This is a genomic window from Paenibacillus sp. Y951 (assembly GCF_056786395.1).
In genome coordinates this window covers 219,903-232,639 of the sequence record NZ_JBXCIY010000006.1, presented here as the reverse complement: position 1 = coordinate 232,639, position 12,737 = coordinate 219,903, and the positions used below count along the sequence as shown (strand labels likewise).

Below are 12,737 nucleotides of genomic sequence, written 5' to 3'. Positions count from 1 at the left end.
AATGCTTTCGAAGTGACATTTTTATCGCTCTGAAAGCACATTCAGCTCCATCAAAAAAAATTTTAGGAGGAAAAGTAGCATGAAGACATTCAAGCGTATCCATTTAGTTGTTATGGATTCAGTGGGCATTGGTGAAGCAAAAGATGCAGCTAAATTTAATGATGTTGGCTCACATACTCTGCAACATATTGCCGAACATATGAATGGTTTGAACTTACCCAACCTAGCGAAATTAGGCCTATCAAACATTGATGAAATACTAGGTGTGCCTGTTTCAGATCAGCCTCTTGCCTATCACACTAAATTACAAGAAAGATCCATAGGTAAAGACACGATGACTGGTCACTGGGAAATCATGGGCTTAAATATTGATAAACCTTTTAATGTTTTTCCAAATGGATTTCCTGATAAATTAATTCAACAAATTGAGGAAATCACAGGACGTAAAGTAGTAGCTAATAAACCTGCAAGCGGAACTGCTATTCTCGATGAATTTGGCGAGCACCAAATGAATACTGGGGATTTGATTATATATACATCTGCAGATCCTGTTCTACAAATTGCAGCTCATGAAGAAATCATCCCACTAGAAGAATTATATGATATTTGTCAAAAGGTTCGCGAAATCACAAAAGATCCTGCTTATTTAATTGGCCGTATTATTGCGAGACCGTATATTGGCACACCTGGGAACTTTACGAGAACGCCCAATCGACATGACTATGCCTTAAAGCCTTTTGGAAAAACAGTTATGAATAGCCTCAAGGATGGCGGATTTGATGTCATTGCTATCGGGAAAATCGATGACATTTTTGATGGGGAAGGAGTTACAGAATCCATTCTTACGAAAAGTAATATGGATGGTATGGACAAATTATTAGAAGTCATCAAGAAGGATTTTACAGGCTTAAGCTTCTTAAATTTAGTTGATTTTGATGCATTATACGGACACCGTCGTGACCCAGAAGGCTACGCAAAAGCATTAGAGCAATTTGATAAACGATTAGATGAAGTATTTGATCTAATCCAAGAAGATGATTTATTAATTCTTACAGCTGATCATGGCAATGACCCGACATTCCGTGGTACGGACCATACACGCGAATATATTCCGGTATTGGCGTATTCTAAGCGATTACAGGGATCCGGAAAATTACCTGAAAACGACACGTTTGCCGATATTGGTGCAACTATAGCACATAATTTTGCTGTAGAAATGCCTGAAAACGGTGATTCATTCTTGAAAATTCTAAAATAAAGGGAATAATATGAATAACAATATATCAAATAAATTGAAAAGACCCCGTTATGTAAACGTATACGACGAACTTCTTCTGCAAATTATAAAAGGGGAATATTCTGTTGAAAACAGGCTTCCTTCAGAACCGGATTTAGCAAAAAGACTAGGGGTTAGTCGTTCAACTTTAAGACAAGCTTTAGCACTTTTGCAAGATGATGGAATAGTAAGAAATATACACGGGAAAGGAAACTTTTTGAGTGATTCCTTTTTCAAAAAACAAGATGCTGTTCAATTAGAAAAATTAAGCAACCCGATGCATAAGTGCCATATAAGTACATTTGATCGAATCGATATACAATATTATATGGACACGGGAACAGAATACACGAAACAAGTATTAAAAAATGATTCATCTTGTGTAGTAGCTATAGAGCGTTTTTATTATAAAGAGGACGAGTTAGTAGGCTATGCTTTTACTTTTATATCGATGGAAATGGTAGAAGAGTTATCGTTGGACTTAGATAATAAGGAGCTACTTCTGGATTTTACAGAGAACCAAGCGTATGTGAATGCGATTCATGGAGAAATTGAAATAAAGTATACCAATACTGTTAATATAATTAATCGAAAAGATAGCTTATTTGGTCGAAATAATTGTTTTTTACTAACGGAAAGTATTTACAGTAATGAGTCTTATCCAATACTGTTTAATAAATTCTACGTGCCTCAGCAGTTTGCGGAAATAAAATTAAATATTTATAAATAATAAAAGAGAAAGAAGGCGAAGAGTATGAGTGAAAAGCATCCTGATTTAATTCCAGAAAGTGAAAGAGTTGGACAACCTAAACAATTGTTTTGGATATGGTTTTCATTAAATATAGGTATAATGGGGTTGGTGTACGGAGGGATTGTTGTAAGTTATGGTCTTAGCTTTATTCAATCCGTCATAGCTGCATTTTTTGGGGCAGCATCGTTTATACTTATTGGATATCTTAGTTTACCTGGTAAGCTAGGAAAAGCACCGACGTTTGTGTTATCCCGAGCACCTTTTGGCTCAAAAGGAAACTTGATTCCAGCAGTACTCGCATGGATTTGTTTAATTGGTTGGTTGAGTGTCGGTAATGTTCCTACTGGTATTTTCTCTATTAATGCCATTGTTACTTCGATTGGATTTGAAGTAACAACGATAACACAAATCATTGGGTTAATCGCTCTTGCGATTGTAATTATGGCATTATCTCTTGTAAAGCAAGAAACACTTGTAAAAGTGCAAACGATATTCACCTATATTTTTGGTGGACTAACGGTAGTTGTATTGGTGATATTAGTTCCACAAACAGACTGGTCAGCGCTTGTGAATATGCCAAATGGATCTTGGATTGGCGGCGTATTACCTGCTATATCTATCATCATTGCTGGTTCTGCGCTTAGTTGGGCTATGGTTGCGAGTGATTACTCTAGTTACCAAAGTCCCCAATCTTCGAATAAATCGATTTTATGGACAACAACGGTGGCATCAGCAGCGCCACTATTTGTTATTATGTTTTTGGGTATTTTAATGAATGCAACGAATCCAGAGCTAGTTAGTTCAGCGGATCCAATCGCGGCATTAGCTCTGCAAATGCCTAAATGGATGGTTATTCCATACTTTATTACAGCGCTGGGCGGAATCATTCCACCGGCAGTTATTTCACTTCGATCTGGACGAAATGCTTTGGAAGCTACAAATATAAAAATATCAGAGCGGACATCGATTATTTTCCATGGTGTAATCATGGTATTGCTTCCGAGTTATGTGTTGTTCATCAATGGCGACTTCTTAGGTTCGTTCCAAATGTTTTTAGGAGTTGTCGGAATTGGCTTGGCAGCTTGGACATCTATATTCGTGGCCGATTACGTTATCCTTCGCAAAAAGCAAGGATATGACCCTGATATCATTTCAGGTGATAACAATATTTCTGTCGATAAAGGGAATGTAACGATCTGGTTTGTGAGTGTTATCGTGGGACTTCTATTTACAACAAATCCAATATTCCCTGCCCCGTTTGCGAAAGGGATTTTCGAAGGTAACAGTCTAGGAGTAATACTAACATTTGCAGTTGGTTTAGTGTTAGCCTGGATTTATTCATCAACAAAATTGAAGAAGCAACAGTAAATACAATAGGAATATTATATTAATTATTTGGAGGTTAGAATTATTATGAGTATTCATTTAAATGCAACAGAAGGTCAATTATCGGAAAATGTATTGATGCCAGGAGATCCACTTCGTGCTAAGTATATTGCAGACACTTTTTTAGAGGGTGCCGAGTGTCATAATACGGTTCGCGGAATGTATGGATATACGGGAACCTATAAAGGGCATAAGGTTTCTATTCAATCATCTGGAATGGGTGTTCCTTCCATGAGTATTTATGCTACTGAACTTATTAAAGATTATGGTGTGAAAAATATTATTCGCATCGGTACAATCGGAGCCATGAAGCGTGAAGTGAAAATCCGCGACGTTGTTATGGCAATGGCAGCTACAAATGATTCTAATATGCAAAATCTCATTTTCCCACAAATTAATTATGCACCAAACGCAAGCTTTACTCTTCTTGAGAGAGCTTATCGTTTATCGCAAAAAAATGATGATTTGAAGGTTCATGTAGGTAATGTGTACACTGGGGATTCATTCTATGAGGATGATGAATCCATGATCCATAAGTTAGCAGATTACGGTGTGTTAGGTGTAGATATGGAGACATCAGCTCTTTATATACTTGGAGCAAAATACAACATCGATGTTTTAAGTATTATGACAGTGAGCGACCATGTTATTACAGGTGAAGAAACAACATCGGAAGAACGTCAAACAACATTTAATGACATGATTATTGTAGCGCTAGAGACTCTAATTAATGAATAATTTACTGCTATAGTTGAAGTAAGGTTCAGACTGTAGCCAAACTCGAATTTGAGTTTGGCTACAGTCTTTTTTATAGTTTATCCTGTTTTTATTGTAAATGAATTTGTGGAGATATATGGCGGCAGAGAAATGATTACCCCAGAACTTCGAAATCATCGTGTAATCTTCGCAGACGGTAAGCGTTCATGGCGAATTCGCGTAGTTCCTCAAGAATGGTATAATTCGCCCATGCACCTGCGATAGCGCCGATTCCAGGCACCATCTGCAGTATTTTTCGGAAATCAATGGCGTCGCGATACTCGATCTGAAATGTTTCCCAGTCCATATTACGGGAATATTCAGCGTCAGAGAGCCATTGTTCCTTTTCGATATGCCAATGCTTGATGGAATCCAACAACCTAACACGGTTTTCCGGTCCCGAAAAAGTCATTTGAAATACTTTAAGAATGAATACACGCTCCGAGAAATGTTTGGTATCATAACCGTAAACATGCGCCAGCTCGAACAAAAATTTCATCTTGATCGCAATTAAAGCTGGAAAGTCTACCATGCTAAACATAATACCGCCTGCTCCCGTTCCTGCGCCTTCGGCAACTGCAATTTTTTGGTACAGGGCAAACAACTCTTTTGCTTCTTGATCTGCAGACTCCAATTCCAAATTACGATGCACGGGACGTCTAGGTGTATATTCCGCTCCGAACAGTGCCGTACGCACGATCGATCGTATGGTGGTCGTAATGATGCTGTGCACCTTCGGGGGAATCAAATGATTAATTCGATTGCCGATTGTTTTCGATGTTTTTTCCAGCCATCCCGGCGGTTTGAACATTTGTTGCTCCCAGTCGGCAACTTCCCTCTGTACTTTATGTTCGTAATTCATGATCAGTGGCTCCTCCAAAAGACTTTGCTATATTATAACGAATTTTTCCGTATTTTGGAACAGACTGTGGGCAGGTAACGAGCCTCGACTAAAGTCCAGCATCGCATTCACATAGGTTGATAGTTTACGGTCCGATAATGCTACTTCCAATATTTCGCTGGTCGCGCTTCTTTATCCAATATGAGGTCTGCATCAAACAAGTCGGCTAGCGCCATAGGGATAAATGTATAGTGGAGTTTCTCCGACTAAGAATTCGTTAATGAGCTATATCACTCTACTTATAGTGGGAGGATATAAAACGTTATTCTTTAAGATTCGACAAGAAAAAATTTCTGTGAGAAATTAATATCTTTCATTGTAAAAGAGTCCATTCTCAAGATCATATAATCTGACGCTATTAGTTCAAACGACATAGGGAATTAGTTCAAACTACGCTTGTATTCAATACAGTTTTTGTATAGTATATTGTTGGAGTTTATAACTAAAATTACCTGCCGGGAGCGTGAGGAAATTGAAGAAGAAAGTATTTGCTGCAGTGATCAGTGTTGCTATGTTGGCTAGTATGGGTACAGGCGCATATGCTGCAACCAAGCTGCAGGATATTAAGGCCTATCTGAATCCAGATGTGAAGGTGAAAGTAGATGGCACACCTGTTCAGCTAAGAGATGTTAAAGGTAATGCTATCGTTCCAATTTTGTATAATAACGCAAATTATGTACCAGCTCGTGCGATAGCGGATGCACTTGGTGTAGCTGTTGATTACGATCAAGCAACAGGAACGATTGTTTTCGGAGAGAAAGTTGACGGCATTTCGATTGCTAAAGGCTTTAATTCTATGTATCATACGAAGGATCCTGCTCAAACTGTCTATAAGGACAAAGATTACAAAGAGGCTTACTTTGACAATGCTAGCGGGAATCGAGGCAGCGGATTTACACTTGATCCGAATAAAGAGTATCAGAAGCTTTATCTCCAGATCGCAGCGGTAGGTGAAGACATAGAGGAGCTTACAATCAAGGATACTGATAAAAATACTATTTTGAAGCAGGTCGATGTGATAAAGGTTAGTGATGGTCTTGTAACAATAGAAGTAGATATCGGCGGCGTTAAATCGATATATGTGACAGGCGATGCCAAGTCGGATGGTGCGGTGTTCATTCCACTTACAACCTCTTACTTTAAATAATTTATAAGATCAGCACCTTCTTAATTAACCAAAAAGCCAAGAAATATCTAGGAAATTTCGGATATTTCTTGGCTTTTTCTATTGCTAAATTACGTTATTAACTTCAGGTGTTTGGAGTGGTGAATCACTTACAGCGTTTGGAACAGAATGGGTTGTACTTGCAGGTTTTTCGATCGTTTGCGTCATATGTGCCTTGCGTTTTTTCCGTTGGGAAAAGTAGCGATGTCACAATAGTGAAGTCATCATCATCCTTGCAGGTCGAAAAATATAATCATTTTATTACAATTAATGCAATTAAATGCATATTTGTGGTAAGCTAATGGCACCAAAGTTATCAATTAAACGGTCAAGAAAAACACGATGCTTATCAATACGGATAGATGGGGTGTAAACATGGGGGAAACGATATTGGAAGTTGTAGAATTAATGAAAACGTATGAAGGACAAGGTCATCTTGTACACGCATTAAAGGATGTTTCGTTTAAGTTAGAAAAAGGTGAGTTTGTTGTCATTATGGGCACGAGTGGGTCTGGAAAAAGTACGCTGCTCAATATATTAAGTGCTTTAGATAAACCAACATCTGGTACGATTCTATTAAATGGTGAAGCGAATCATCATATATTCGAAGAGCCCGCAGCCTCGTTATATCGTCGGAAAAATATAGGCTTTGTTTTTCAATCTTATAATTTATTAAAAGATTTATCGGCAGAAGATAATATTGCTGTCCCACTTATTTTACAAGGGGAATCAGAGAAAACGATTCAAGCTAGATTAGATGAAGTTTTGCGCCTACTTGGTTTAACAGAGTGGCGTCGTCATCGACCAGTTCAATTATCTGGTGGTCAACAACAGCGGGTGGCCATTGGGCGTGCCATTATTGCGAACCCTCCTATTTTATTAGCGGATGAGCCAACAGGTAATCTGGATTACAATACGTCAAAAGAAATACTTGATGTCTTTATAACCATGCGGGATCAATTGCAGCAAACGATATTATTAGTAACACATGATCCTGCGGTAGCGACTTATGCTGATCGCGTATTATTTTTTCATGACGGTGAAATTTGGGACGAGTATCATTGCCATGGTGAACAGGACTTAGTCAATATCCTTAACATCTTTAAGGCGATGACAGAAGGCAGTGATAAGAGATGAAGTCATTAAGAGGAATTGCGCTACGTTTATTTCAAGCTAATCGCTTGCTGATTGCGACTTCTATTATTAGTATTGTTATTTCAACTATGCTAATTTTGACGATGCTCATGTACTCTATTAATGCTCAAGCTGCGATGAAGCAATCATTTAAAGAGATGTTTGGAGAAGCCGATATACTGGTTTCCTATGCTCCAGGGCAACCATATGTGTTAACAAAGGACAAAATTGATCAAATTCTAGCTCTCCCTGAAATCGAACAATCTGCCCAAGTGTTACATACATTTCTCCATTTCGATAAAGTGAATATGAAAGAATTTACCGTCGGTACCATGAGTAATGAGCTTACGAAAAGCACCTACAAATTCAACTCAGAGATAACACCGTCTACTATTATTCTCAATCAAGAGTTGGCACAGTTTTTGAAGGTATCCGTAGGTGATGAACTTAGCATTGCAGGGATTACGCTACATGTCTCTGAACTGCTAGAAGATAGTGTTAACGATGTAAGTATTGCTATTGTTCATCCCAGCCATTTGAAGCCATTTATGAAAAGTGAAGAGCAAGCGAAAGGTCTCATGCTTAAGCTTGTGGAAGGTACCGATCCGTTACTTGTTGTTGATCAATTAAAGCAAATTGATGCTGAGCTTAGGATTGATTTGCAGGAAGAAAATGAAGTCGTTGTAATGAATATGCGAACGTTGCACATTTACATTATTATATTGTCCGTGTTAATTGCTGTCGTTACATCGTTACTTATTATATCAAACTTTGAAATCATTCTTTATAAATTAAGAAATCAAATCGCAATTTTACGATCAATTGGGGCTACAACTAAGCAAGTAAGCTCGATTATATTGTTTCAAAGTATAGTGATGAACATCATTGGTGTAGGCGTGGGCGCACTTTTATCGTTTTTTGGAATGAATTATTTATTCCAAATGGCAGAAGAAGCTTTTCAGTTACCGCCGGTAACTGATAAAATGTCCAATTATCCGATGATAGTGATGACTATTGCCTGTTTTATCGTATTTCAGTTGTTTATGCTCATTCCAGCATATCGTAGTACGAAAATATTACCGTTAAAGATTACCGAGGACAATGAACGGTTGGATTTCAAACATAAAAAGGGGAATAGCCGTAAAGGTAAAGTGTTAACTATTTTAGGTTTCACTTTGTATATTTTTGGTTATGTGTTTGCGATAGAAAATGAAGCCGCTTATATTCTCGTATTTGCTGGTATTTTGCTAGTCTTTATTGGCAGCTTCATGTTACTACCTTATGTTATTGCAAAGCTACTAACTATAATTTTCAAGCTAATAGATCGGAAGCTTGGTCAACACGTTTACTTGGCTATTAAAAATATGTTGCCTCAAGTGAAGAAAAATACGTTTTCCATCACTTCTATCTCGTTAATAATGATTATTGCTATGTTTGGCTCAACGCTGTTAAGTACATTAAATGCTAATAATAATCATTTTTTGCATGAATATTATGAAGCTCCAATTATACTATATAATCGTCTAGCTTTAACTTCTCAAATAGATCCTCAGCAGTTAAAGGAAGAATTACTGCAATTCGATTCTATTCGTAATGTTTATTTTAATGGTATTGCAGATTTGAAATACATTATGAAGGGCAATGATGATATTCAGCTTTCACTTTCAGCAGCTACATCATCTTTGGTGGAAGGTGTACAACAAGACGAACTCGTTATAGCGCAGGACTTGGCTAGTAAGCATAATATTCAAGTCGGCGATGCTGTGACCATTGGTTATTTTGATGAAGAGGAACAGGATGTATTGCCGATGGAAACCTATCGAATCGGGAAAATAAGTGATGAATTAGGGCAAGTACCGAATGCGCTTATTGCGTGGTCAAGCCCACTTAATGGATATTTAACCCTAGAGAGGATGTACATTGATACGAATGATGAGACTCAAGCATTGGCGGATATAGCGTTATTGCGCTCGAAGTATCCGGAGCTGCAAGCTACAGCTTTGTCGGAAGAATTAGCGCAATCGGAGGAAATGTTCTTCCAACGCTGGGCTATTTTTATTGTCGTACTTATCGTTTTAGTGGGTTCTACTATGGTTGGAGTGCTTAATGCTTTAATGAATAATATATTATCCAAACGTAAAGAGTTTGCCGTGCTGCGTGCCATGGGAGTTCCCCCTAAAGGGATTACTCATATGATACTGACGCAAGTTATTTTATATATTTGTGTAGGTATTATCGTTGGTTGTGTCATTGGTGTCATTCTCATTGTGTTAGTTCTCCTGCTTGATCCAACGATCATTACCTTTAATATACCAGTTGTTGGACTAACGAGTGTAAGTATGCTGCTGTTAAGTGTGATAACCTTTATTATAGTAGGTCGGAATTTAACGAAGAAAAGCGTACCGCAGGAAATAACGATGGATGGTAAATAAGGATCAAGATAATATTAACCGGGATACCTCAGCAAGAGCCTTCAGTTGGGCCCAGCAGATGATTGCTGAAAATATAAAAACAAGGGCAAAGAACAGAAGTAAAGCGGCTTTCATGATCTTCAGTCGTGCTCCGTCTGGCTTCTTACGAGCGTTGTGGTGGTCATTCGTCTTCTTAAAGAGAAGCACTGTTCCAACGATGCTGCCGATGACGAGAATGCCAAAAAGCAAAAAGGTAGCAATCCGTTCAGCGGTAAAAGGAATGAGGTCTGCGTCTCTTTCTCTCGCCCCAGGGAGCGGGTCTATCAACAAAGGAGAGAGGACAGCAACGAAAAGGGAAATAATAAACAACACCTGCCCGAATGACAATATCCGGTCGAATAACTTGGAGAATAGACTGGGCGGGTTCTTTTTCTGTTCCCGGAGTCTCCGACGCTCGGTATTTCTCCGTTCAATCATTGCTCGTTTGGATTTCATGTTAGTTCTGTCACCTCTAGTTTCCATATGTCTTGCTATTAAGGGTAGCATATGGACGACGAATTGGACAATTTATATGAAGGATCTGTTTGTAATATGAAATGAAGAAGCTAGAGATCTCTAGCTTCTTCATTATATAACTATTACTATTGCATAGATTCAAGTATGATTCCGGCTGTTTCTTCAATTGCACGATTCGTCACGTCGATGATAGGGCATCCTACCTAGTCCATAAATTGCTTGGCATAATTCAATTCAAGCTCAACTTTAGATCTCTGAGTATATAACGCTCCAGAAAGAAGCCCCAACGATTGTAATCTTGCCTCGCGAATATGTATAAGCTGCTGCCGTTTTAAATCCTTTGTGAGATAAGTAAATGCTGAGTGGAGTCAGAGCAAATCTTTGCGCGAGACCATACCAGCAAGTGATCCCCGTTGGTCGGTGACAATAAGACTTTCAACGTTTTCCAGAGAAAATAATATCACTGCATCTTGTACGGTTGGGAAATGGGACATAGCGACGAGATTGTGTTGGCAGACGGTAATTTCCCTGCTGCTAGCCATGCACAACGTCTTATTCGGTGTGATGGTCACGGTATACCAGCGCTACGAGAGAGCGCAAAAAGCTTACGCCATTATTGCAACTGGGGAAAGTGCGTTATATGCCAATATCATTCTGAAAAAAGGTGTTATAACTTCTTAATGTTAATTGTCGCTCATATAACGAGAATTTTTATATGTATAATGAGTAAGTAAAAACAAGCCTCGAAAATAATTTCGAGGCTTGTTTTGTATTTACTTAATTCTATTCGTCTTCGCTACAGCGCATTACATCGTGATCACAAGTGAATGTTTTGAACTACCCCTATTAGTAGGCAGTCCAGCCTGCATCTGCTGCGATAACCTGTCCATTTACGAAGCTTGACTCATCAGAGCCAAGGAAAAGCGCAAGTTGTGCAATTTCATCTGGCTGACCAACGCGTGGCATTGTACCATTACCAGTCATTTGGCGACCTGCACCAAATTGCGAGACACCAGTCATAGAAGATTGAATATTTGTCGCTACGCCACCTGGAGCAATACCGTTACAACGGATGCCAGAGTTAGCATACATATAAGCGGTATTTTTTGTTAAACCAGATACAGCATGTTTTGATGCCGTATATGCTGCACCTGCACGAGCACCACGTAAGCCACCTGCAGAAATGTTATTTACGATAACGCCATGTCCTTGCTCTAAGAAAATATTCGTAGCGATACGCATTGCACGCATAACACCAGTCGTATTTACAGCAAATACGCGATCCCATTTCTCATCACTAATTTCGCCAACGGGTTCCATACCATCCATAATACCGGCGTTGTTGACCAAAATATCTAGCTTGCCAAATGCTTCTTGTGTTTCAGCAAACATACGCTCTAAGTCTGCTAATTCAGCAACATTCGCTTGGTTAGCAATTGCCGCGCCGCCATTAGCATTAATTGCTTCAGCTACTGCCTTTGCACCTTCAAAATTATAGTCAGATACAACTACTTTAGCTCCTTCTTTGGCGTAAAGCTCTGCGATAGCTTTACCCATACCTGATGCTGCACCTGTTACGATAGCTACTTTGTCTTGTAATCTCATATAAGAAACCTCCTAAATTTTTTGTAGCTTCCTGAAATACTTCTTAGTAACAAAAAGTTATTTCGAAAGCATAAACTAAATGTAGTTTATGTTATTGTACATCTGTATAATAAAATTATAGTATACTTAAGTAAGCGCGTTCAATATACAAAACGTCCTCAGATTGTATGATATCCAACAATATCATCAAAAATGTTTAATAAAGGAGAGGTAATATTTGAATAAAAATGATTTGCGCGTTGTAAAAACAAAAAGTAATATACATCAAGCATTACTAAATTTACTGAAAAATAAAACGTTAGCACAAATTAAAGTAACCGAGCTTTGTAAAGAAGCAAGCATTAATCGAGGCACATTTTATTTTCATTATAAAGAAATAGGAGATGTTTTAAAAGAATTATTCGAAGAAATTATGTTAGATTTGAAAAATTCTTATAATGAACCTTATCGACATATAACTGTTCTAGACGTAGAGAAGCTAGATCCCAAGACTGTAGGTATATTTCATCATGTGAAAAAATACGAGCAATTTTACAGAATTGTACTATCTCAAGGTGTGTCGACTAAGTATTATTACATGTTATTTGATGAGATTCGTTCAAATTTTATATCCGATAAAAATACGAAAATTCGAGGAGCGGTCAATGATTATTTCTATTCCTATACTGCCAATGCATTTATTGGACTCATTATAGAGTGGTATCGTCGTGATTTCCAAGAGTCTGTTGATGAAATGAATGTGCAGTTAGTTAATATTGTTAATTTTAAGGTTTAGAATTTGGGATACGTAATGATTCTGAGTCGAACGATTTTCGGGATATTTCGTAAGTTAACAT

Annotated in this window: 11 protein-coding genes and 3 pseudogenes; 9 read left to right on the top strand and 5 right to left on the bottom strand. The window is 38.1% G+C overall.

Features of this window, described 5'->3' with window-relative positions; genetic code table 11:
• The first annotated feature begins 79 nt into the window (after positions 1–79).
• From deoB to deoD, 4 genes are read left to right on the top strand one after another with little or no spacing between them, the layout of a single operon-like run.
• Positions 80–1,258, top strand: coding sequence for a phosphopentomutase (deoB, locus tag AC1TPB_RS11295; protein ID WP_482076566.1), 1,179 nt, complete (start codon positions 80–82; stop codon positions 1,256–1,258).
• 10 nt (positions 1,259–1,268) lie between these two features.
• Positions 1,269–2,006, top strand: a complete 738-nt coding sequence (locus AC1TPB_RS11290; protein ID WP_482076565.1) for a GntR family transcriptional regulator — start codon at positions 1,269–1,271, stop codon at positions 2,004–2,006.
• 24 nt (positions 2,007–2,030) lie between these two features.
• Positions 2,031–3,395 carry a purine-cytosine permease family protein gene (locus AC1TPB_RS11285; protein WP_482076564.1) on the top strand — a complete coding sequence of 455 codons (1,365 nt, stop codon included), beginning with the start codon at positions 2,031–2,033 and terminating at the stop codon, positions 3,393–3,395.
• Between the two features lie 45 nt (positions 3,396–3,440).
• The gene (gene deoD / locus AC1TPB_RS11280; protein WP_482076563.1) at positions 3,441–4,151 is read left to right on the top strand and encodes a purine-nucleoside phosphorylase; all 711 of its coding nucleotides are present in this window, start codon (positions 3,441–3,443) and stop codon (positions 4,149–4,151) included.
• A 133-nt stretch (positions 4,152–4,284) separates the two neighbouring features.
• Here deoD and AC1TPB_RS11275 read toward each other — a convergent pair whose 3' ends face one another.
• Positions 4,285–5,031 carry an EcsC family protein gene (locus AC1TPB_RS11275; RefSeq protein WP_482076562.1) on the bottom strand — a complete coding sequence of 249 codons (747 nt, stop codon included), beginning with the start codon at positions 5,029–5,031 and terminating at the stop codon, positions 4,285–4,287.
• A 511-nt stretch (positions 5,032–5,542) separates the two neighbouring features.
• Between AC1TPB_RS11275 and AC1TPB_RS11270 the strand changes: the two genes are divergently transcribed.
• From AC1TPB_RS11270 to AC1TPB_RS11260, 3 genes are all read left to right on the top strand, one after another.
• On the top strand, positions 5,543–6,217 hold the full coding sequence (locus tag AC1TPB_RS11270; RefSeq protein WP_482076561.1) for a stalk domain-containing protein: 675 nt from the start codon (positions 5,543–5,545) through the stop codon (positions 6,215–6,217).
• 393 nt (positions 6,218–6,610) lie between these two features.
• The gene (locus AC1TPB_RS11265; protein ID WP_482076560.1) at positions 6,611–7,372 is read left to right on the top strand and encodes an ABC transporter ATP-binding protein; all 762 of its coding nucleotides are present in this window, start codon (positions 6,611–6,613) and stop codon (positions 7,370–7,372) included.
• Positions 7,369–9,801 carry an ABC transporter permease gene (locus AC1TPB_RS11260; RefSeq protein ID WP_482076559.1) on the top strand — a complete coding sequence of 811 codons (2,433 nt, stop codon included), beginning with the start codon at positions 7,369–7,371 and terminating at the stop codon, positions 9,799–9,801. The genes AC1TPB_RS11265 and AC1TPB_RS11260 overlap by 4 nt, the downstream gene beginning before the upstream one ends.
• 3 nt (positions 9,802–9,804) lie before the next feature.
• On the opposite strand, the gene AC1TPB_RS11255 is transcribed toward AC1TPB_RS11260, so the two are convergent.
• From AC1TPB_RS11255 to AC1TPB_RS11245, 3 genes and pseudogenes are all read right to left on the bottom strand, one after another.
• A complete protein-coding gene (locus AC1TPB_RS11255; RefSeq protein ID WP_482076558.1) occupies positions 9,805–10,275 on the bottom strand; it encodes a hypothetical protein in 471 nt (156 codons plus the stop codon).
• A 224-nt stretch (positions 10,276–10,499) separates the two neighbouring features.
• Positions 10,500–10,616: pseudogene (locus AC1TPB_RS11250) on the bottom strand (hypothetical protein); the annotation flags it as partial.
• Between the two features lie 51 nt (positions 10,617–10,667).
• Positions 10,668–10,775 (bottom strand): annotated as a pseudogene (locus AC1TPB_RS11245) (histidine kinase); the annotation flags it as partial.
• Between the two features lie 6 nt (positions 10,776–10,781).
• On the opposite strand from AC1TPB_RS11245, the pseudogene AC1TPB_RS11240 reads away from it, so the two are divergent.
• Positions 10,782–10,977: pseudogene (locus tag AC1TPB_RS11240) on the top strand (RbsD/FucU domain-containing protein).
• 165 nt (positions 10,978–11,142) lie between these two features.
• Here the strand turns inward: AC1TPB_RS11240 and AC1TPB_RS11235 are convergent.
• Complete coding sequence (locus AC1TPB_RS11235) at positions 11,143–11,901, bottom strand: SDR family oxidoreductase (RefSeq protein WP_482064684.1); 759 nt, start codon at positions 11,899–11,901, stop codon at positions 11,143–11,145.
• A gap of 217 nt (positions 11,902–12,118) precedes the next feature.
• Here AC1TPB_RS11235 and AC1TPB_RS11230 point away from each other — a divergent pair, with 217 nt between their 5' ends.
• On the top strand, positions 12,119–12,676 hold the full coding sequence (locus AC1TPB_RS11230; protein ID WP_482076557.1) for a TetR/AcrR family transcriptional regulator: 558 nt from the start codon (positions 12,119–12,121) through the stop codon (positions 12,674–12,676).
• Positions 12,677–12,737 lie beyond the last annotated feature (61 nt).